20 protein-coding genes are annotated in these 21,012 nt (G+C 60.6%); 10 read left to right on the top strand and 10 right to left on the bottom strand.

What is annotated here, in order from left to right; genetic code table 11:
• Positions 1-16: 16 nt before the first annotated feature.
• From ACIPO9_RS14790 to ACIPO9_RS14760, 7 genes are all read left to right on the top strand, one after another.
• Positions 17-841 (top strand): lipid II-degrading bacteriocin, encoded by an 825-nt coding sequence (locus tag ACIPO9_RS14790; protein WP_400781686.1) that lies wholly within the window; start codon positions 17-19, stop codon positions 839-841.
• 771 nt (positions 842-1,612) lie between these two features.
• Complete coding sequence (locus ACIPO9_RS14785) at positions 1,613-2,920, top strand: CynX/NimT family MFS transporter (protein WP_400781683.1); 1,308 nt, start codon at positions 1,613-1,615, stop codon at positions 2,918-2,920.
• A gap of 88 nt (positions 2,921-3,008) precedes the next feature.
• Positions 3,009-3,494: a nuclear transport factor 2 family protein gene (locus ACIPO9_RS14780; protein ID WP_400605203.1), complete on the top strand. Its 486-nt coding sequence runs from the start codon at positions 3,009-3,011 to the stop codon at positions 3,492-3,494.
• Positions 3,495-3,541: 47 nt separating this feature from the next.
• Entirely contained in the window at positions 3,542-3,844 is a 303-nt protein-coding gene (locus ACIPO9_RS14775) for a GIY-YIG nuclease family protein (protein ID WP_400781682.1), read from the top strand.
• 161 nt (positions 3,845-4,005) lie between these two features.
• Positions 4,006-4,413 carry an MbcA/ParS/Xre antitoxin family protein gene (locus ACIPO9_RS14770; RefSeq protein WP_274135124.1) on the top strand — a complete coding sequence of 136 codons (408 nt, stop codon included), beginning with the start codon at positions 4,006-4,008 and terminating at the stop codon, positions 4,411-4,413.
• Positions 4,413-5,093 carry an RES family NAD+ phosphorylase gene (locus ACIPO9_RS14765; RefSeq protein WP_400781679.1) on the top strand — a complete coding sequence of 227 codons (681 nt, stop codon included), beginning with the start codon at positions 4,413-4,415 and terminating at the stop codon, positions 5,091-5,093. The genes ACIPO9_RS14770 and ACIPO9_RS14765 overlap by 1 nt, the downstream gene beginning before the upstream one ends.
• Before the next feature lie 167 nt (positions 5,094-5,260).
• Complete coding sequence (locus ACIPO9_RS14760) at positions 5,261-6,193, top strand: glutathione S-transferase family protein (RefSeq protein ID WP_400781676.1); 933 nt, start codon at positions 5,261-5,263, stop codon at positions 6,191-6,193.
• 24 nt (positions 6,194-6,217) lie between these two features.
• On the opposite strand, the gene ACIPO9_RS14755 is transcribed toward ACIPO9_RS14760, so the two are convergent.
• The 4 genes from ACIPO9_RS14755 to ACIPO9_RS14740 all read right to left on the bottom strand — a co-directional run bounded on the left by ACIPO9_RS14755 (position 6,218) and on the right by ACIPO9_RS14740 (position 10,151).
• The gene (locus tag ACIPO9_RS14755) at positions 6,218-7,135 is read right to left on the bottom strand and encodes a hypothetical protein (RefSeq protein ID WP_400781674.1); all 918 of its coding nucleotides are present in this window, start codon (positions 7,133-7,135) and stop codon (positions 6,218-6,220) included.
• 499 nt (positions 7,136-7,634) lie between these two features.
• Positions 7,635-7,985: a glutaredoxin family protein gene (locus ACIPO9_RS14750; RefSeq protein ID WP_274135128.1), complete on the bottom strand. Its 351-nt coding sequence runs from the start codon at positions 7,983-7,985 to the stop codon at positions 7,635-7,637.
• A 5-nt stretch (positions 7,986-7,990) separates the two neighbouring features.
• Positions 7,991-8,992, bottom strand: a complete 1,002-nt coding sequence (gene yejK / locus ACIPO9_RS14745; protein WP_274135129.1) for a nucleoid-associated protein YejK — start codon at positions 8,990-8,992, stop codon at positions 7,991-7,993.
• Between the two features lie 127 nt (positions 8,993-9,119).
• Positions 9,120-10,151, bottom strand: a complete 1,032-nt coding sequence (locus ACIPO9_RS14740; RefSeq protein ID WP_400781671.1) for a hypothetical protein — start codon at positions 10,149-10,151, stop codon at positions 9,120-9,122.
• 387 nt (positions 10,152-10,538) lie between these two features.
• On the opposite strand from ACIPO9_RS14740, the gene ACIPO9_RS14735 reads away from it, so the two are divergent.
• The gene (locus ACIPO9_RS14735) at positions 10,539-10,820 is read left to right on the top strand and encodes an HU family DNA-binding protein (RefSeq protein ID WP_274135131.1); all 282 of its coding nucleotides are present in this window, start codon (positions 10,539-10,541) and stop codon (positions 10,818-10,820) included.
• A gap of 200 nt (positions 10,821-11,020) precedes the next feature.
• On the opposite strand, the gene rlmF is transcribed toward ACIPO9_RS14735, so the two are convergent.
• The 5 genes from rlmF to ACIPO9_RS14710 all read right to left on the bottom strand — a co-directional run bounded on the left by rlmF (position 11,021) and on the right by ACIPO9_RS14710 (position 17,807).
• Positions 11,021-12,043: a 23S rRNA (adenine(1618)-N(6))-methyltransferase RlmF gene (gene rlmF, locus ACIPO9_RS14730; protein WP_400781668.1), complete on the bottom strand. Its 1,023-nt coding sequence runs from the start codon at positions 12,041-12,043 to the stop codon at positions 11,021-11,023.
• A gap of 172 nt (positions 12,044-12,215) precedes the next feature.
• On the bottom strand, positions 12,216-15,062 hold the full coding sequence (locus ACIPO9_RS14725; RefSeq protein WP_400781666.1) for a valine--tRNA ligase: 2,847 nt from the start codon (positions 15,060-15,062) through the stop codon (positions 12,216-12,218).
• 313 nt (positions 15,063-15,375) lie between these two features.
• Positions 15,376-15,822, bottom strand: a complete 447-nt coding sequence (locus ACIPO9_RS14720; RefSeq protein ID WP_400781663.1) for a DNA polymerase III subunit chi — start codon at positions 15,820-15,822, stop codon at positions 15,376-15,378.
• Positions 15,823-15,829: 7 nt separating this feature from the next.
• Positions 15,830-16,258 carry a DNA polymerase III subunit chi gene (locus ACIPO9_RS14715; RefSeq protein ID WP_400781661.1) on the bottom strand — a complete coding sequence of 143 codons (429 nt, stop codon included), beginning with the start codon at positions 16,256-16,258 and terminating at the stop codon, positions 15,830-15,832.
• 58 nt (positions 16,259-16,316) lie between these two features.
• A complete protein-coding gene (locus ACIPO9_RS14710; protein ID WP_274135136.1) occupies positions 16,317-17,807 on the bottom strand; it encodes a leucyl aminopeptidase in 1,491 nt (496 codons plus the stop codon).
• A gap of 340 nt (positions 17,808-18,147) precedes the next feature.
• Here ACIPO9_RS14710 and lptF point away from each other — a divergent pair, with 340 nt between their 5' ends.
• The gene (lptF, locus tag ACIPO9_RS14705; protein WP_400604866.1) at positions 18,148-19,266 is read left to right on the top strand and encodes an LPS export ABC transporter permease LptF; all 1,119 of its coding nucleotides are present in this window, start codon (positions 18,148-18,150) and stop codon (positions 19,264-19,266) included.
• Positions 19,259-20,320, top strand: a complete 1,062-nt coding sequence (gene lptG / locus ACIPO9_RS14700) for an LPS export ABC transporter permease LptG (RefSeq protein WP_400781658.1) — start codon at positions 19,259-19,261, stop codon at positions 20,318-20,320. Before lptF ends, lptG begins: the two co-directional genes overlap by 8 nt.
• Before the next feature lie 173 nt (positions 20,321-20,493).
• On the opposite strand, the gene ACIPO9_RS14695 is transcribed toward lptG, so the two are convergent.
• Positions 20,494-20,982, bottom strand: a complete 489-nt coding sequence (locus ACIPO9_RS14695) for an RDD family protein (protein WP_400781655.1) — start codon at positions 20,980-20,982, stop codon at positions 20,494-20,496.
• Between the last annotated feature and the right edge of the window lie 30 nt (positions 20,983-21,012).

Genomic DNA, 21,012 nt, shown 5'->3' with positions numbered 1-21,012 from the left:
ACCCAAGGAGGGTGCTATGAGTACTGGTATTGTTCTACCTGCACTGAATGTTAATGCTGTGGCCCCAGCTTTTTCGATTTCGACGCTTGGCTTCATGCCCCCTAACCCTGCTGTTGCGATGTCTGCAATGCATCCTTTGCGATTGAGGAAATATGCTGAGGGCTATTGGCGTGAAATGATGATAAAACACATGGAGGAGGTCAATCGGCAACTCAAGATCGGCTGGCGGTATTTGCCAACTTTCGAGCTTTTGACGGATATGCTAAAGGTGCCACTCGCAGATAAATTCATGTGTCTAAACCCCCATGCATTGTCGGCAGATGCTGTCCGTGAGGCAATCTCCGGCTGGGGATATAGAAAAACGATTGCGGACGCCCGCGAGTTGTCCGGGGGCGTGCTTACACCGTTCGCCGCTTGGTCTCATTATATGGACGGCAGTGGAGCGGACGTCAAAACGGATCTGAATCGTCTTGGACTGAATTTGTCCGTCACCAAAATCCCCGCACTTGAGAGTGCATTCGCAAATGCGATTGTGGGAAGCTCACCCGTCCACCTTGCCAAAGTGCCCTATAATACGCGACAAGACTCTTGGATAACCTGGACTTGGTTAGGGCATATCACGCTCAAGATCGAGGGTGTAGTACATAAGGGGCATGATGGACGAATTTCGTTTGGCGGTGTAGCACGGGCCTATAATGACACGTATGATTTCAACGCAAGCACTCACAGATCAGAACTGGGAGAAGCAGCTACGGCTGGCGGGCTTTACTTGGGCGGGACGAAAGGGAAGCCATATCAAATCATCATTCAGGGAGAGCTTCCGATATCCATTCAGAGGTAACGACATACGGCGTGTGGTTATTGCTGATACCAACATTCTCTGTGGCCATGAACATGGGTAAGCTAAACAGGATGTATCTGTTTTTTTGCCTGGCATTATTATTGCCATGGATGGGGGTGTTTCACCACGGTTCCAGCGAGCTTCATCGAGACGATGGGCCTGCTGCCTTGATTCTGCTTACCGTGACAACGGTTACCACGTTCATCATGTTTGCATTTTACGGTGTTGTAAGAGGTTTGCTATCCAAGTTTCGAACGAGTCGAACACTGTATTGGAGCGCTACCACGCTTATGTTTTGCGTAGCAGGATTCTGTGTGGGACTTTCGCTTCTTTGGGCGAAGGTCTCACTGGATGGTGAATGGCTGTTCATGCTCGCGGCTGGAGGGTATGCGGTGCTCTCTGTGAGACTAGTACTCGAACTGGTCTCGGTCATCAAATATGGCGTCGTCATACATAAAAATGAGTAGCGAGCTGTAAAGGTTGGGGCTCGATTTGATTAGTTGGCGCCTAGCCAAGAGACCTGGAAGGTGTCTACGGGTTTGACCGATGGATCGCTGATTTCATCGCTGTAGGAGCGCGCTTGCCCGCGACTGCGGTGTGTCAGGCAGTATGTAGGTGTCTGACACACCGCGGTCGCGGGCAAGCGCGCTCCTACAGGGATTGGGTTCGTTTGTACCCAATCCCCGTGAAACTTGTGTTCTTTGCCATTCTCCAACAGGATTACGTCTTTGCGCTCTGCGCAGTTACACATCCTGCCCCCACGAGAATCCCATGACGACCAAGGCGCCTGCGGCGAGCGACACGCTATCCCCTTCCCGAAAACATCATGAAATCGACGAATTGCTGATCGACGCGGAGGCGGATGACGAGCAAGTCCAGCAGCATCGCCCGGTCCTCAAGCGCCCGTGGTTTCTGCTGTTGGGGCTGGTGCTGGTGGCGCTGAACCTGCGTCCGGCGCTGTCGAGCATGGCGCCGTTGCTCAGCGAAGTGTCGAAAAGCCTGGGGCTGTCGGCGGCCAAGGCCGGCTTGCTGACTACCTTGCCCGTATTGTGCCTGGGGCTTTTCGCGCCGCTGGCGCCGATCCTGGCGCGGCGTTTCGGCAGTGAGCGTGTGGTGCTCGGGATTCTGCTGACGCTGACCTGCGGGATCATCCTGCGCAGTTCGCTCGGTGAGGTCGGGCTGTTCGCCGGCAGCATCATGGCCGGTGCGAGCATCGGCATCATCGGCGTGTTGCTGCCCGGAATCGTCAAGCGCGACTTCGCCAAACAGGCTGGCACCATGACCGGCGTGTATACCATGGCGCTGTGCCTGGGCGCGGCGGTGGCGGCGGGGTCGACCGTGCCGTTGAGCCATGTCTTTGGCGATGAGAACGGCGATAGCTGGACGATGGGCCTGGGTTTCTGGATCGTCCCGGCCCTTCTCGCGGCGATCTTCTGGTGGCCGCAGACCCGCCAGAGCCACGGCCAGCATCAGGCGGCGTACCGCGTGCGCGGGCTGTTTCGTGATCGTCTGGCGCGCCAGGTCACTCTCTACATGGGCCTACAGTCGTCGCTGGCCTACATCGTGTTTGGCTGGTTGCCTTCGATCCTGATCGGTCGCGGCCTGACCCCGACCGAAGCCGGCTTGCTGCTGTCGGGCTCGATTTTGCTGCAGCTGGTCAGCTCGCTCACCGCTCCCTGGTTCGCCACCCGTGGCAAGGACCAGCGCGTGGCGATCCTGGCGGTCATGCTGCTGACCCTGGCCGGCCTGTTTGGCTGCCTGTATGCCCCGCTCAATCAGTTGTGGGGCTGGGCCGTGGTGCTGGGGCTGGGGCAGGGCGGTACGTTCAGCCTGGCGCTGACCCTGATCGTGCTGCGCTCCCGTGATTCCCATGTCGCCGCCAACCTGTCGAGCATGGCCCAGGGCGTGGGCTATACGCTGGCGTCTTTGGGGCCGCTTGCGGTGGGGCTGGTGCACGACTGGACGGGCAACTGGAGCTCGGTCGGCTGGATTTTCGGCATCATCGGGGTCTTCGCGATTCTGGCCGGCATGGGCGCAGGCCGCGCGCTCTATGTGGACGTTACCAGCGAAAAAATCTGAGTCAGGGTATTTGCCCTGCGAATGTCCATGGTCAAACGGCGCATTGGCGCTTATCGTGCAGGGATCTTCTTCCATGGATGCCCTGCCCATGAGCGACATTGACCAGAGCGAGCACAACAGCGAGCTGATCAACTGCTTCTACGATGCGTTCAATCGCCTCGACGCTGAAGCCATGGCAGCCTGCTACACCGACGATGTGCTGTTCAGCGACCCGGTGTTCGGTGAGCTGCGCGGCCAGGCGGCCGGTGACATGTGGCGCATGCTGACCTCGCGGGCCAGGGACTTTTCCGTTCGTTTCGACAAGGTGCGTGCCGACGAACGCTCCGGCGGCGCCCACTGGGTGGCGACCTACCTGTTCAGCCAGACCGGCCGCACGGTGGTCAACGACATCCAGGCGCGATTCGTTTTCCGCGACGGCAAGATCAGCGAACATCACGACCATTTCGACCTGTGGCGCTGGTCCCGTCAGGCCCTGGGTGCCAAGGGCGCGCTGCTGGGCTGGACGCCCATGGTGCAGAACGCCATCCGTGCCCAGGCGCAGAAGGGCTTGAAGGCGTATCAGGCGGGGCGCTGAGGCTCTGTTAGAATCGCGGCTCCTGCGTTTTCTGCTACCTGTTGCCCATGACCGATCCCGCTGTCGCCCTCGACCTCGCCCCAGAGACTGCCGTGCCCAAACCGTGGTTCGTGTACCTGGTGCGGGCGGCCAACGGCTCGCTGTACTGCGGTATCAGCGACGACCCGCACAAGCGCTTTGCCAAGCATCAGAGCGGCAAGGGCGCGCGCTTCTTTTTCTCAAGCCCCGCCGTGGCGCTGGTCTATGTCGAAGCCTGCCGCGACAAGAGCGAGGCCCTGCGCCAGGAGCGGCTGATCAAGAAATTGCGCAAGAGTGCCAAGGAAACGCTTGTTGCGAGCTTCGTCCTGTAGCGTCTGGGTAAAAGGCTTACGGCTCCGTAGGCTGGCTGACGAGCGCGAGTAGGACAACGTTTAACCGCTTTGTCAGATATTTCGCATGTGAATTACCTGTTTGATTTCGTTCGTATCTGTACTAGTCTGTTTATCAGATTCGATGGACAGGAGCGCGATTCATGACGGCCTTGGCGATCACTCGCGACGACAGCGTTGGCGTTGACACACCCGAAGCCGGACGCGTGGCGCTGACGTTCTTCTTCAACCTCATGGCGCATTGGGGCTGCTCGGTCGATGAGCAACGGACGCTGCTGGGCGCCGTGAGCAACACCACCTTCTACAAATACAGACGCGCGCCTGACATCCGTCTGCCCCACGACACGCTTGAACGTATTTCCTATCTGATGGGTATTCACAAGGCGCTGAGCATCATCTTCAGCAACCAGTTGGAGCGCGCTTACGAGTGGGTCGCCAAACCCAACGCGGCGGCGCCGTTCAACGGGCAGTCTGCCTTGCAATACATGCTGGCCGGGCGGGTGGTGGACATCGCAGACGTGCGTCGATACCTGGATGGAGTGCGCGGCTGATGAAGCAACCGCACACCGTGATACCGGCGTGGGAGGCTGCGTTCAGAATGATCAACAGCGCCTTTCCTCCGATCACGCTGTTCGAGGATGTGCTGAACCCTGCCGACCTCGAAATGGCTTACGCCCTGGAAGCGATGACCAATGATCGTCTGCTGGACCAGTGCGGCTCTCTGCGCAGGGTCGCTGTCGAGGATCGTGTTTCAGGACCGGGATCGACCCCTGTGATGGCGGCGTTCACTCACATTGGCAAGGCGAGCCGCTTTACCGACGGGACTTACGGCATCTATTACGCGGCGAACAGCCAGGCGGCTGCCATCGCAGAAACGCGCTTTCATCAGCAACGCTTCCTGGCAGCCACCAACGAGCCGGACATCGAGCTGACATTGCGAACTTACGTCAATCAGGTCGTCAAGCCAGTCCACGATGTGCGCGCAGATCACCCCGAACTGCATGAGCCTGATCCTGCCCGCTACGGCGTCCCGCAAGCCTTCGCCAAAGCGCTGCGAGATGAGGGATCGTGGGGGCTGCTCTACCGCAGTGTGCGCCTGGAAGGGCATGAGTGTGTCGCGGCGTTTCGACCCCCAGCGGTCTCGGTCCCGGTTCAGGGCAAGCATGTTCGGTATGCCTGGGATGGGAAAAGCCAGACGATCTCCCACGTGTTCGAAATCAGCTTGCTTTAAGCCCCGTACGAAAAACGATGTTTCTACCGTCTCTGAACTTGGCCTGTTCGTCACTTGTGGTGATCAATGGCAACGCTCAACTTAGACCGCTGTCTGAGTACCGTGGCCGGGGAGAGGCATAAGGTCGTCATTCCCGGATTCAATGCATTCGCCCCCGAGGTCGAAACATGAGTGAGTTGATCCTGCATCACTACCCAACGTCGCTGTTCTCCGAGAAGGCGCGCCTGATGCTGGGCTTCAAGGGCCTGTCGTGGCGTTCGGTAATCATCCCGTCAATCATGCCCAAACCCGATGTCACGGCCCTCACCGGTGGCTATCGCAAGACGCCGGTACTGCAAGTAGGCGCGGACATCTATTGCGACACGGCGTTGATTGCCCGCCGTCTTGAGGCCGAGAAAACCTCGCCCACCTTCTACCCCGAAGGCCAGGAGTTCACCTCGGCGAGCCTGGCCAACTGGGCTGATTCGGTGCTGTTCCTGCACGCCGTCAGCCTGGTATTCCAGCCTGCTTCGTTGGCTGTGCGCTTCGCCAAGGTGCCACCGGAAGCGGTGAAGGCGTTCGTCGCAGACCGCGCGACCCTGTTCGATGGTGGCAATGCGACCCGTGTGCCGCTGGAATTGGCCCAGCACCAATGGCCGACGCTGATGAACCGTCTTGAAACCCAGCTGGAGCGCAACGGCGATTTCCTGTTGGGCGTGCCATCCATTGCCGACTTCTCGGTGGCCCACACCCTGTGGTTCCTGAAGCAGACGCCCGTCACCGCGCCGCTGGTGGACGATTACCCGGCCGTACTGGCCTGGTATCAGCGCGTGCTGGGTTTTGGTCATGGCGCGGCCAGCGAACTGAGTTCGGCCGATGCTGTGGAGATCGCGCGCAAGGCTGAGCCTACAGCTTTGCCGGAAGAAGCCTTCGTTGACCCCAACGGCTTCGAGACGGGACAGCAGGTGAGTGTGTCAGCGGTGGACTACGGCGTTGATGCAGTGCAAGGCGAACTGGTATTCACCGGGCGCGAAGAAATCATCCTGCGCCGTGAAGATGAACGCGCGGGCATCGTGCATGTACATTTCCCGCGCTATGGGTTTCAGATAAAGGCCGCTTGAGCGGAGCCTCTGATCAGGTTGTTTCTATTGCGGGACAACCTGGTCACCGGCCACGTAGCTGAACCGCTGGCCGGGCGTAGCGGTGAAATTGAGTCTCAGGATTGGCACGTTGTAGCCGGCTTTGTTCATCTTCTCCTGAAAGTGGCGCGCGGCAGCCAGGCCGCCTGCCTTGTTGACGTCATAAAAGAAGGCGGCGATGTATTTGGGCATTTGCGAGCCGTCGCCGTAGTTCGTCAACAGCAGTTCGTTCCAGACGGTCCTGAACTGCGGGAAATCGTCCCGCGAGGCAATCATGTTGTTCCAGCCATGTTGGCTGTCGACATTCCAGGAACATTGCCGGCTACGCTGGTACCCCACGCTTGTGAAATGGTTGTCCCATTGGGTGGCTGTAAGGATCCCGCGTGGTTCGCAAGAGCCCCATGCATATTGAGAGTTGTCATCTTCAGGGAGCGGCTCCCGCACTTCCTGATTATTCCTGCCCCTGTAACCACAGCCACGATGCCCATTGGCGGTCGAAGTAGCGGCATCATAGGGATAAAGACAGATCCATCCTGATTCCAGCCCAGGCAAGTTGTTGGCAATGGCGTCGATGCGATTGCGGAGAATAAAGCCTGCGGGATGGTAAAGTTGCGTTTGGCTGACATCCTGTCTCATCCACGAGTACGATGTAGCCCCAATGGCGATTGCCGACGGACTGTACATCCAGGGTAGAAAGTTTCCGTCATCCACCGCTCTCGCCAGAACCCCGCTGCAATAGTAGTGACCGCGTGGCTTGTTGGTTCCATATTCACGGCAATCGATAGTGGTCTCGGTGTAATTCTTGAGTACCTCGGCCAGTACGGCAGCGGGTCTTTGCAGTTGTACATATGGTGTCGTTGTTTGTGGTGATGAGCAAGCGACCAGCATCAGCAATAGCGGGGCGAGGTACCGGGCTGCCTTCATGGCGGTTATCTCCATTATTGGGTGCATCTCGCTTCATATAGGAGATGATGCCTCGCTTTGTCAAAGTCCGGATGCTGCCTGTCAGAGAATGAATAGTAGTTGGAGTTTTAGTGGAAGGTCTTGTAACTCGCTGAATGCACCGGCAATTGTCTGCATTAGATCCAGACTCATATAGCGAATCGAAATTAAGTTTATCGCGAAACAATATTGATTCCGATAAGCACACGTTGTGCGCCTGCCGTAAATCGCAACTATCACTATCGCGAAATCGTCTAACGAAGTTCGGTTTGAGGTTAGGCTGAGTTAGATTGCGGCAGTTTATGACGTGCTCAAATCTATTGGCTCGGGATTGCACAAAGGCCTCAGATAAAGATGGCGGCTACGGGCAAGCGCGTTTTTATCCTGCGCTTGAGCTTCACCGCACCCGCCGCGCAGCGCTTCCAGTTCCAGCAAGCCGATCAGGCAGCGGGCCAGTATCCTTGACCGCCAAACAGATCCGCTACTTCAACGCCGCCAGTATCTCTTCCGGAGAAAACCCTCTGATCAACGTGCCGTTCACGTCGATCAGAGGGATTCCGCGACCACCCAGCGCCTCGTACGCCTTCCGGCCTTCCTTGGACTTCTCGATGTCGTACTCGGTGTAGGGAATGCCCTTGCTGTCGAGGAAGCGTCGGGTCTGTTTGCAGTAGCCGCACCAGTCGGTGGCGTACAGGGTGACCTTGGCATTGCTCTGGACCTGCGCCGACACGGTAGGGTCGGGGTGGACGAAGTTTTCGATCTTGCCCCAGTTCTGGTAGACCACGACCACCAGCAGGATCAGCACGAACTTCTTGAGGGTGCGCACGAGCATCGAAGTCAGCGCCTCTTGAGCTGGTCGGTGAGCTGGGTCGGCAGGCCCTTGATGATGAGGGTGCCTTTTTCTTCGTCGTATTCGATCTTGTCGCCCAGCAAATGCGCTTCGAAGCTGATCGACAGGCCTTCGGCGCGCCCGGTGAAGCGGCGGAACTGGTTGAGGGTGCGCTTATCCGCGGGGATTTCCGGCGACAGGCCGTAGTCCTTGTTGCGAATGTGTTCGTAGAAGGCGCGGGGGCGGTCTTCGTCGATCAGGCCGGAGAGTTCTTCCAGCGCGATGGGCTCGCCCATCTTGCTCTGGCTGCTGGCGTAATCGACCAGGGCCTTGGTTTTCTCGCGGGTCGATTCTTCAGGCAGGTCTTCGCTCTCGACGAAGTCGCTGAACGCCTTGAGCAAAGTGCGGGTTTCGCCGGGGCCGTCGACACCTTCCTGGCAGCCAATGAAGTCGCGGAAATATTCCGATACCTTTTTTCCGTTCTTGCCCTTGATGAACGAGATGTACTGCTTGGAGGCCTTGTTGTTCTGCCACTCGGAGATGTTGATCCGCGCGGCCAGGTGCAATTGGCCCAGGTCCAGATGCCGGGACGGGGTGACGTCCAGCGACTCGTTCACTGCCACGCCTTCGCTGTGGTGCAGCAGGGCGATGGCCAGGTACTCGGTCATGCCTTGCTGATAGTGAGCGAACAGCACGTGGCCGCCGACCGACAGGTTCGATTCTTCCATCAGCTTTTGCAGGTGCTCGACGGCCACTCGGCTGAAGGCGGTGAAGTCCTTGCCGTCGTCCAGGTATTCCTTCAGCCAGCCGCTGAACGGGTGCGCGCCCGATTCCGGGTGGAACAGGCCCCAGGCCTTGCCCTGCTTGGCGTTGTAGTTCTCGTTGAGGTCGGCCAGCATGTTCTCGATGGCCTGGGACTCGGCGAGTTCGGAGTCTCGAGCGTGGAGGACTGCGGGCGTACCGTCGGGTTTCTTTTCGATCAGGTGGACAATGCAGTGACGGATCGGCATGGGGCTTCTCGGTGCGTCGAAGAGGGGCAGGGGCCATCGGGCCGCCTTGCGCAAAGACACCCAGTGTAACGCAACTGCGTCGATGGATGATCGCGCCCAGGCTGCGCCGATGGCCCTGCCCCACTGCTTATTGCACCACTGCCTGATCGGCCACTACGTAGGAGAAGCGGTTGGCGGCGGCTGCGGTGAAGTCCAGCCGCAGGATGGGGACGTTGTAGCCGGCCGCATTCATTTTCTTCTGGAAGTTCCTGGCCGCGGCGAGCCCACCGGCTTTCTTGACATCGTAGAAGAAGGCCGAGATGTACTGCGGCATGCTGTTGCCATTGTTGTAGTTGCTGAGCAGCAGTTCATTCCACAGCGTTCTCCGGTTTGGGTAGGTCGAGTGTGCGCTGATCGACGCCCGCCAGCCGACCGGATCTTCGACATTCCATGAGCACTGCTTACTCGTCACCTGGCCCTGCTTGTTGAAGTCGGCGTTCCATTGCGCCGCGGTCTGCACCCCGATCCCTTCGCAGGAGCCGTAAGCGTACTTGGCGTTGTTGTTGCCCTGCAGGTCGGTCAATGCCCGAGGCTTGAGACCACAACCTTTCATGCCATTGCCGGGGCTGGTGGAAGAGTCGAACGGATAGATGCAGATAAAGCCCGTTTCCAGGCCTGGCAGGTTGCGGCTCATGGCGTCCGTGCGGTTGCGCAGAATGAAACCGGCCGGGTGGTAGATCTGCGTGATGCCAGTGTCGCTGCGTAGCCATGCATAGGAGGTCGCGCCGATCTGTACGGCGGTTGGGCTGTAGGACCAGGGTGCAAAGTTGCCGTCGTCCACCGTGCGCACTAATACGCCGCTGCAATAATAGAGGCCGCGCGCCACCGCCGAGCCTGCCTGGGTACAGTTGTTGGCGGTCTTGGTGTAATTCTTGTTCACGTCTGCCAACACTGTCGCAGGCTTTTGCAACTGGGTCTTGGACGGCTCCAGTGGGGGAGGCGAAGGTGGAGGCTTGGGCTTGGCGAGGCCAGGCAAGGGGATGAAGATCTGCGACAGCAGCAGCGGGGCATGGTCGGGCAGCGACTCTTCGGGTAGGCCAGCGATAGCGGGGCTGGTGAAAGCGAAGGTCAGCACCAGCGCCGATGCACCGGCGAGGGGGAGAAACCAGTCCCTGGTCATGATATGAGCTCTCCGGGGTTGGGGGGGACGCCTCTGCATTTAAGGCCCAACGTCGGATCATTGTCTACTGTCACAAATGACAGTGCTCATCTGGGGCGTACAGGCCAGGCGCGTAACGGACACGGGGTGGCGCGAGCCGTTTTGGGCCTGTAATCCGGGACTTTTGCCTATTTTTGAACCATAGCTGCGATAAACCTGACCAAATGGCTAGTCAGGTGCGGATATTTGTCCGTCTCTGTGCTAGTTTTGCCCGGTCTTGCGCACCGAAGCGCGCCAAGCATGCAGTTTGTGGGCGTTCGGCCGAACCAAAGGCCGATTTCAGCATCTACATTTCGCGTCTGTACACACTCTGCAAACCATATGAATTGATAGGGAAGGAACACCACCATGGCTCTGACTAAAGACCAATTGATCGCCGATATCGCAGAAGCTATCGACGCGCCAAAAACCACCGCGCGCAATGCTCTGGACCAATTGGGCCAAATCGTCGCTGACCAACTGGAAAACGGTAGTGAAATCACTCTGCCAGGCATCGGCAAGCTGAAAATCACCGAGCGTCCAGCTCGCACTGGCCGTAACCCATCGACTGGCGCTGCGATCGAAATCGCTGCCAAGAAAGTCGTCAAGTTCGTTCCAGCCAAAGTGCTGACCGACGCAGTCAACAAGTAAGCGAACACGCGACTTGTTGAGAAACCGTGTGGCGGAGTGATCCGGACACGGTTTTTTTGTGCCTGTAGTTTCTGGGTCGCAGGGCTTCTGTGGGAGCGAGCTTGCTCGCGAAGGCGGAAGTCAGGGCGAAGATGTGTATTGACTGTACAGGCCTCTTCGCGAGCAAGCTCGCTCCCACAGAACAGCCATCGGCTAGCGGGTTATCGGTTCCCCCAGCGCTCTGCGCGCCACGCTGCCTGCTGCGCCGGGTCATGAAAGGTCCAGGCGACGAAGCGGCTTTGCTTCTGGCCCTGTGACATCTCCACCACCTGGCTTTCCAATGCCCCGGCTTTCTTCAGTGCGCTCTGGATCAAGGGCAGGTTGGACGCCTTGGACACCAGTGTGCTGAACCACAGCACCTGATGAGGTATCTGCGCACTCTCGCTGATCAGTTGCGTCACGAACCGCGCCTCGCCACCTTCGCACCACAATTCCGCCGCCTGACCGCCGAAATTCAGCACCGGCAGCTTGCGCTTGGGATCGGCCTTGCCCAGCGCCCGCCATTTGCGCTGGCTGCCACGCAGGGCTTCGTCGGCCGAGGCGTGGAAGGGCGGGTTGCACAGGCTGATGTCGAAGCGCTCCTCAGGCTGCAACAGCCCGGCGAGGATGTGCTTGCGGTTGTCTTGCTGGCGCAGGCTGATCGCCTTGCCCAGGTTGTTGGCCTTGACGATGGTGGTGGCCGAGGCGAGGGCGGTCTTGTCGATGTCCGAACCCAGGAAGTGCCAGCCGTAGTCGCTGTGCCCGATCAGCGGGTAGATGCAGTTGGCGCCGGTGCCGATGTCCAGCGCCTTGACGGCGGCGCCACGGGGGATCACGCCGTCGTTGCGCTCAGCCAGCAGGTCGGCGAGAAAGTGCACATGGTCGGCGCGGCCAGGCACCGGTGGGCAGAGGTAGTCGGCCGGGATGTCCCAGTGGGCGATGCCGTAGAACGATTTCAACAAGGCGCGGTTGAATACCCGTACGGCGGCAGGGTTGGCGAAGTCGATGCTTTCCTTGCCATAGGGATTGGTGATCACGAACTGGCCCAGTTCCGGGCAGCCTTTGATGAGCTTGGGGAAGTCGTAGTGGCCCTGATGGCGATTGCGCGGGTGCAGGCTGGCCTTTTCCCGTGGGGCGGCGGGCTTGGCTGCTGTGGCCGGCTTGGGCTTTTTGCGCGGGGGTTTGGGTTTGTCTGGGGTGGTCATGACGAATTCGATTCTCGTGAGAACACAAAACCCTGTAGGAGCGCGCTTGCCCGCGACGGCTTCGAACCAGACACATTGATGTCGGCTGACACACCGCCGTCGCGGGCAAGCGCGCTCCTACAGGGTTTGGGGTCATCAGCCAGCCCCGTGACGGGGCTGGCTGATTCGGTTGTTACAAACTGGCGATCCGCGCGTGCTGCTCGGCCAGCTTGCCCAGTGCCTGTTCGGCTTCGGTCAGCTTGGCGCGTTCCTTGGCGATGACGTCAGGCGGTGCCTTGTCGACGAACGCCGCGTTGGACAGCTTGCCGCCCACACGTTGCACTTCGCCTTGCAGGCGCTGGATTTCCTTGTCCAGACGCGCAAGTTCGGCGCCCTTGTCGATCAGGCCGGCCATCGGCACCAGCACTTCCATCTCGCCCACCAGCGCGGTCGCGGACAGCGGCGCTTCGGCGCCTGCAGCCAGCACGGTGAACGATTCGAGCTTGGCCAGCTTTTTCAGCAGGTGCTCGTTTTCGTTCAGGCGACGCTGGTCTTCGGCACTGGCGTTCTTGAGGAACAGTTGCAGCGGCTTGCCCGGGCCGATGTTCATTTCGCCACGAATGTTGCGCACGCCCAGCATCAGGCCCTTGAGCCATTCGATGTCGCCTTCGGCAGCCGCGTCGATGCGCTCCTCGTTGGCCACAGGCCAGGGTTGCAGCATGATGGTCTTGCCTTCGGCACCTGCCAGCGGCGCCAGGCGCTGCCAGATTTCTTCGGTGATGAACGGCATGAACGGATGCGCCAGACGCAGCGCCACTTCCAGTACGCGAACCAGGGTACGGCGGGTGCCGCGCTGACGTTCGATCGGCGCGTTTTCGTCCCACAGCACTGGTTTGGAGAGCTCCAGGTACCAGTCGCAGTACTGGTTCCAGATGAACTCGTACAGCGCTTGGGCGGCGAGGTCGAAACGGAACTGATCCAGCTGGCGGGTCACTTCGGCTTCGGTGCGTTGCAGTTGCGAGATGATCCAGCGATCCGGCAGCGACAGCTCGAAGGCTTCGCCGTTCTGGCCGCAGTCTTCGCCCTTGTCCAGCACGTAGCGCGCAGCGTTCCAGATCTTGTTGCAGAAGTTGCGATAGCCTTCGACGCGGCCCATGTCGAACTTGATGTCGCGACCGGTGGACGCCAGCGAGCAGAAGGTGAAGCGCAGGGCGTCGGTGCCGTAGCTGGCGATGCCGTCGGCGAACTCGGTGCGGGTCTGCTTCTCGATCTTCTTGGCCAGTTGCGGCTGCATCATGCCACTGGTGCGTTTCTGCACCAGGGCTTCGAGCTCGATACCGTCAACGATGTCCAGCGGATCCAGGACGTTGCCCTTGGACTTGGACATCTTCTGGCCCTGACCGTCGCGAACCAGGCCGTGCACATAGACGGTCTTGAACGGGATCTGCGGGGTGCCGTCTTCGTTCTTCACCAAATGCATGGTGAGCATGATCATCCGGGCGACCCAGAAGAAAATGATGTCGAAACCGGTCACCAGCACGTCGGTCGGGTGGAAGGTCTTCAGGAATTCGGTCTGCTCAGGCCAGCCCAGGGTGGAGAAGGTCCACAGGCCGGAACTGAACCAGGTATCCAGGACGTCGTTGTCCTGCTGCAGCGCAACGTCCGGGCCGAGGTTGTGCTTGGCACGCACTTCGGCTTCGTCGCGGCCGACGTAGACCTTGCCCGACTCGTCGTACCAGGCCGGGATGCGGTGGCCCCACCAGAGTTGGCGGCTGATGCACCAGTCCTGGATGTCGCGCATCCAGGAGAAGTACATGTTTTCGTACTGTTTCGGGACGAAGGCGATGCGGCCATCTTCGACGGCAGCGATGGCAGGCTCGGCCAGCGGCTTGGTGGAGACGTACCACTGGTCGGTCAGCCACGGTTCGATGATGGTGCCGGAACGGTCGCCTTTCGGCACTTTCAGGGCGTGGTCGTCGACGCTGACCAACAGGCCCGCGGCGTCGAAGGCTGCGACGATCTGCTTGCGCGCTTCGAAGCGGTCCAGACCTGCGTATTGCGCAGGCAGGGTGCCGTCGATGGATTCGTTCAGCGTGCCGTCGAGGTTGAACACCTGGGCGGCAGGCAGCACATTGGCGTTCTTGTCGAAGATGTTCAGCAACGGCAGGTTGTGGCGCTTGCCGACTTCGTAGTCGTTGAAATCGTGGGCCGGGGTGATCTTCACGCAGCCGGTGCCGAATTCAGGGTCGCAGTAGTCGTCAGCGATGATCGGAATGCGACGGCCTACCAGCGGCAGCTCGACGAACTTGCCGATCAGGGCCTTGTAGCGCTCATCGTTCGGGTTCACGGCAACGGCGGCGTCACCGAGCATGGTTTCCGGACGGGTGGTGGCGACGATCAGGTAGTCCTGGCCTTCAGCGGTTTTCGCGCCGTCTGCCAGCGGGTAGCGCAGGTTCCACAGGCTGCCTTTCTCGTCGTGGTTTTCCACTTCGAGGTCGGAAATGGCCGTGTGCAGCTTGGTGTCCCAGTTGACCAGGCGCTTGCCGCGATAGATCAGGCCGTCTTCGTGCAGGCGCACGAACGCTTCTTTGACAGCCTCGGACAGGCCATCGTCCATGGTGAAGCGCTCACGGCTCCAGTCCACCGACGAGCCCAGGCGGCGGATCTGACGGCTGATGTTGCCACCGGACTGATCCTTCCACTCCCAGACTTTTTCGAGGAATTTCTCGCGACCCAGATCATGACGGTTCTGGCCCTGTGCTTCGAGCTGACGCTCTACCAGCATCTGGGTGGCGATACCGGCGTGGTCGGTGCCCGGCTGCCACAGGGTGTTGCGACCCTGCATGCGGCGGAAACGGATCAGGGCGTCCATGATCGCGTTGTTGAAACCGTGGCCCATGTGCAGGCTGCCGGTGACGTTCGGCGGCGGAATCATGATGGTGTACGAGTCGCCCGCGCCTTGCGGAGCGAAATAATTCTCGGACTCCCAGGTCTGGTACCAGGAAGTTTCGATGGCGTGCGGCTGGTAGGTCTTGTCCATGCGCGGCGGGAACCTGATCTGCTTTGAGTCGGAAAAGCCGGGAAGTATAGCTTTTCACGGCAGCTGCAAGCTACAAGCGAGAAAATTCAGGCGTCTGAGTGGCATGTGTCGGACTTGTAGGAGCGCGCTTGCCCGCGACGGCGGTGTGCCTGCCGATCCATCCGGTACCTGACACACCGCAATCGCGGGCAAGCGCGCTCCTACGGATTGCAGGTTGCCGACGTACGCATGAGCCCCACGATCCGTAGCAGTCCGGCTTGCCGGCGTCGGCAATTTCGAGGGCGCCGTCGCGGGCAAGCGCGCTCCTACAGGTTCAATTGTTGTACTGCGAGAGCAACCGCTCCATCCGTGCGTCGAGGCGGCGTTTGATTTCGTTTTCGATGTGCGGGGCGAAGTCGTCGATCACGTCTTGCATGATCAACTGCGCGGCGGCGCGCAGTTCGCTGTCCAGGTGCAGCAGGTCATCCGGGTTCGGACCGGTCGCTTGCGCAGCAGGCTCTGGCGCGGCCTGAGGCGCAGGCGGGGGGGTGACAGGCTCCGGGGCCGCTGGCGGCTCGGCTACGAGGGTCGGGATGTCTGCGTCATCCGCCGCAATCACCTGGCCGCTGACCACGTCGAACAGCAGCGGGATCTGGCCTTCGCTGTTCAGCGTGTCGGTCAGCAGTGGCGGTTGCATGGATTCGTCGCCGAGCAACTGGCGGATCGACTCGAGGTCGTCCAGCAGGTGGGCGGGATCTTTAAGGGGTTTTGAATTATCCATTGTGTGCTCAAAGACGCTGCAGTCGGTGATCTTGCAGAGGATAGCCCTGTTCGCGGTAGAAGCGGAAACTCTCCCGCGCGGCCAGCCGGATGGACGGCTCCTCCACGACGATCTCGGCGATGCGAGCGAAGCGTTTGAAAAAATCGGGGATACGCAGGTCCAGATTGACCAGCAGATCCTGATGGGTGCCCGGATCGGTGCCGATGCCCAGCGCCACGGGGGCGTCCTGGTCATCTTCGATCGGGCCGTGGGGCACGAAGGTTTCGCCCTTGAAACGCCACAGGCGGGCGTCCAGCTCTTCACGTTGGGCTGCGTCGCTGCAATGCAGGTAGACCCGGTGCCCAAGGCGCCAGGCCTTGTCGGTGAGCTTGCAGGCGAAGTCCATGCGCGCGAGTGGATCGGCGCTGGGCAGGATGTAGAAATCGACTTGGGTCATGATTCTTCCAGAGCATGCGCCAACGCCCCGCAGGGCGTCGGCACATTGTGCAGCGGGGTCAGACGCCGGCGCGGTCGATCAGGTACTGGGTCAGCAGCGGAACCGGACGGCCAGTGGCGCCCTTGTCCTTGCCGCCGCTCAGCCATGCGGTACCGGCGATGTCCAGGTGCGCCCACTCGTAGGCCTTGGTGAAGCGCGACAGGAAGCAGGCCGCCGTGATGGTGCCGCCTTTCGGACCGCCGATGTTGGCGATGTCGGCGAACGGGCTGTCCAGTTGCTCCTGGTATTCGTCGAACAGCGGCAGTTGCCAGGCGCGGTCGTCAGCGCGCTTGCCCGCTTCGAGCACCTGGTTGATCAGCGCGTCGCTGTTGCCCAGCAGGCCCGAAGTATGGCCGCCCAGGGCAACCACGCAGGCGCCGGTCAGGGTCGCGATGTCGATCACCGCCTGTGGCTTGAAGCGTTCGGCGTAGGTCAGGGCGTCGCACAGCACCAGACGACCTTCTGCGTCGGTGTTGAGGATTTCGACGGTCTGGCCGCTCATGGTCTTGACGATGTCGCCCGGGCGAGTCGCGTTGCCGCTCGGCATGTTCTCAGCCGCAGCGATGATGCACACCAGGTTGATCGGCAGTTGCAGTTGCAGCACGGCGTTCAGGGTGCCGAACACGCTGGCGGCGCCGCACATGTCGAATTTCATCTCGTCCATGCCCGCGCCCGGCTTGAGGCTGATGCCGCCGGTGTCGAAGGTGATGCCCTTGCCGACCAGCACGAAAGGCTTGTCGCTCTTCTTGCCGTTCGAGTACTGCATCACGATCAGGCGCGGCGGCTGGGCGCTGCCCTGGCCAACGGCGAGGAAGGAGCCCATGCCCAGTTCTTCGATTTTCTTCTCGTCGAACACTTCGACTTTCAAGCCCTTGGTGGCCTTGCCCAGTGCCTTGGCCTGTTCGCCCAGGTAGGTCGGGTGGCAGATGTTTGGCGGCATGTTGCCCAGATCGCGGGTCACGGCCATGCCGGCAGCGATGGCTTGCGCGTGCTTGGCGGCGCGCTCGACGTCAGCGACGTTGGCCTTGGCGGTCAGCAGGGTGACTTTCTTCAGGGCGCGCGGGTCGGCTTTCTGGCTCTTGTAACGATCGAACACGTATTCGCCATCGGCCAGGGTTTCCACCAGCAGGCGGTTCTTGCCGTAGATGTCGCGGTTCTTGACGCTCAGTTGATCCAGCACGAATGCCGCATCGGTGCCGCCCAGGCTTTTCAGGGTGTTCAGCGCGCCACTGACGATCTTGCGGAACTGACGGTCGCTCAGCTCGGCATCCTTGCCGGTGCCGACCAGCAGCACGCGCTCGGCCTTGAGGTTTGGCAGGCTGTGCAGCAACAGGCTCTGGCCGACCTTGCCGGCCAGGTCGCCGCGCTTGAGCACCGCGCTGATCGCGCCGCCGCTCAGGGTGTCGACGCTTTGTGCAGCTTCGCTCAACGCGCGGCCTTCGCCGACGGCGACCACCAGGGTGGCGGTTTTCAAGGTTTCTGCACTGACGCTCTTAACAACCAATTCCATGTCGGGGTCCCCGAATAAACTGTGGGTTACGCAAAATGAGTTCGCGGCTGGCGCGGCCGGAGATGTCTCGCTTCGCCACGCCAGCGGCATGGCCCGCAGTTTGACCCCGGCCAAGGTGTGATGACAACCCCGCAAAGCGCAGGTCTGGCACGCCAGTGCTACGTCTTGTGTGGCGGGCTTGTCGATACAGTTGCAAGAAGTATCCGGCGCACGCAGTGACAGACACACCCAATCACAGGATAATGCCGCATATTTTTTCGGTGGTTCTCCGTCGCGAGCATCATGGCTGATCCATTTCCTTGTCAGGCTGTCTTAGCCTGACAACCCTGGAGTGTCTGGTTTGATTGTCTTCCGTTACCTGTCCCGAGAAGTGCTGGTTACCTTGAGCGCTGTCAGCGCCGTGCTGCTGGTAATCATCATGAGTGGCCGTTTCATCAAGTACCTGGCCCAGGCTGCGTCCGGTGCGCTCGATCCGGGCGTGCTGTTTCTGATCATGGGCTTTCGTCTGCCGGGCTTCCTGCAACTGATCCTGCCGCTGGGCCTGTTCCTGGGCATCCTGCTGGCCTACGGGCGCCTGTACCTGGAAAGCGAAATGACGGTCCTCGCCGCCACCGGCATGAGCCAGCAGCGCCTGTTGTGGATGACCCTGGCGCCAGCCGCCCTGGTTTCGCTTCTGGTCGCCTGGCTGAGCTTCAGCCTGGCCCCGCAAGGCGCGACCCAGTTCCAGCTGCTGATCAACAAGCAGGATGCGATGACCGAGTTCGACACCCTGGTGCCGGGCCGTTTCCAGCTGCTGCGCGACGGCAGCCGCGTGACCTACACCGAAACCATGACCGACGACCGGATCAACCTGGGCGGCGTGTTCATCTCCGAGAAGAAGCTCGACGAGAAGAAGGACCACGGCATCACCGTGCTGGTGGGCGAGAAGGGGCGCCAGGAGATCAAGCCTGACGGCAACCGCTACCTGATTCTGGAAAACGGCTATCGCTACGACGGCAACCCCGGTCAGGCCGACTACCGCGTGATCAAGTACGACACCTACGGTGCACTGCTGCCCAAGCCTGAAATCAGCGATGAGATCACCGACCGCGACGCGATCCCGACCAGCGAGCTGCTGAGCGGAGAAGACACCGCCCGCAACAAGGCCGAGCTGCAATGGCGGGTTTCCCTGCCGATCCTGGTGTTCATCGTGACGCTGATGGCGGTGCCGCTAGCCCGCGTCAACCCGCGTCAGGGCCGCTTCCTCAAGTTGCTGCCGGCGATCCTGCTGTACATGGCCTACCTGACGATCCTGATTGCCGCTCGCGGTGCGCTGGAGAAGGGCAAGATCCCGATGGTGCTGGGCTTGTGGTGGGTGCACGCGATATTCCTGTCCATCGGGCTGGGACTTTTGTACTGGGAGCCTCTGCGCCTGAAAATGGCCAGCCGCCGCGCAGCGTCGGAGGTGGCTCATGGTTAAGCTCGATCGCTACATCGGCAAAAGCGTGTTCATGGCGATTCTCGCCGTACTGGGCATCATCCTCGGTCTGGCCTCGCTGTTCGCCTTCATTGACGAGATGGCCGACATCAGCGACACCTACACCTTCTGGGATGCGGGCAGCTTCGTGGTCATGACCGCGCCGCGTCGCCTTTATGACATGCTGCCGATGGCCGCGCTGATCGGCTGTTTGATCGGCCTGGGCACCCTGGCCAGCAGCAGCGAACTGACCATCATGCGCGCCGCTGGCGTGTCGATTGGCCGGATCGTCTGGGCGGTCATGAAGCCGATGCTGGTGCTGATGGTGGCTGGTCTTCTGATCGGTGAGTACGTGGCCCCGGTCACCGAGGCGCAGGCCCAGGCAGCGCGTTCGCTGGCCCAGGGCACTGGCGATGCACAGAGCGCCAAGCGCGGCCTGTGGCACCGTCAGGGCGAGGAGTTCATCCACATCAACACCGTGCAACCCAATGGTTTGCTGTACGGTGTGACGCGCTACCACTTCGATGACCAGCGTCACATGCTGACGTCCAGCTTCGCTAAGCAGGCCAACTTCAAGAAGGACTATTGGGAGCTGAAGGACGTCACCACGACCGTCTTCCATGAAGGCCGTACCGAAGTCGTGACGGCCCCTGAAGAGCGCTGGGATATCGCCCTCAGCCCTCAGTTGCTGAGCACGGTGGTGCTGCCTCCCGAGTCGCTGTCGATGACAGGGCTGTACGGCTACGCGAATTATCTGGCCGACCAGGGCCTGAACAACGGCCGTTACTGGCTGGCGTTCTACACCAAGATCTTGCAACCGCTGGTGACCGTGGCGCTGGTGTTGATGGCGATCTCGTTCATCTTCGGTCCGCTGCGTTCGGTGACACTGGGCCAGCGTGTCTTCACCGGCGTGCTGGTGGGCTTCACCTTCCGCATCGCCCAGGACCTGCTGGGCCCGTCGAGCCTGGTGTTCGGCTTCTCGCCGCTGTTCGCGGTGCTGGTGCCGGCCGGGATCTGTGCGCTGGCGGGGGTGTGGTTGTTGCGTCGGGCGGGTTGATCGCTTCTGCGTAACGGGAAAAGCCGACCTCAGGGTCGGCTTTTTTGTGCCCGGCATTCAGGCCAAACGATGACCTGTAGGAGCGCGCTTGCCCGCGACCGCGGTGATTCAGGCACGCTGATGTCGGATGACACGACGCCTCGCGGGCAAGCGCGCTCCTACAGGGGCCGGCGCTACTTCTTCTGCTTCGGAATACGCACCAACTGGGTTTCGGAATACATGTCGTGCCAGCTGCGCTTTTGCTTGTCGAACAGGCTCCAGAAGAACCCCAGCCCCACGCAGAGCCATGAAGCGATCGCCACCACGAAGCGCAGCAGCGCCTGCCACAGGCTGATCCCGGTGCCATCGGCGTTCTGCACGCGGATGCCCCAGACCTGCATGCCCAACGTCTGCCCGGCGTGGGTCCAGAATTTGGCGAAGAAGGCGAACAGCGCAAAAAACAGCAGGGTGGACAGCAGTGGGTCGCCATCCAGTGCGCCGGACTCGGACATCTGCCGCAACTTCGCCTCGCCGACGAAGCCCATCCAGATCAGTTTGTAGATGAACGTGGTGACCGTCAGCAGCGCCACGCACAGCAGCGCGTCATAGAAAATCGCCGCCAGGCGCCTGCCCAGCCCTGCGGGAGGAAAGTCGCCTTGAGGACGCAACAGGTGTCTGGACATGGGCAGCGCTCGTTCACCGGGATGGGTGCA

The organism is Pseudomonas sp. NPDC090203 (assembly GCF_044746765.1).
In the GTDB taxonomy this organism is placed as follows: domain Bacteria; phylum Pseudomonadota; class Gammaproteobacteria; order Pseudomonadales; family Pseudomonadaceae; genus Aquipseudomonas; species Aquipseudomonas putida_AD.
This window is presented reverse-complemented; position numbering and strand designations above follow the sequence as displayed.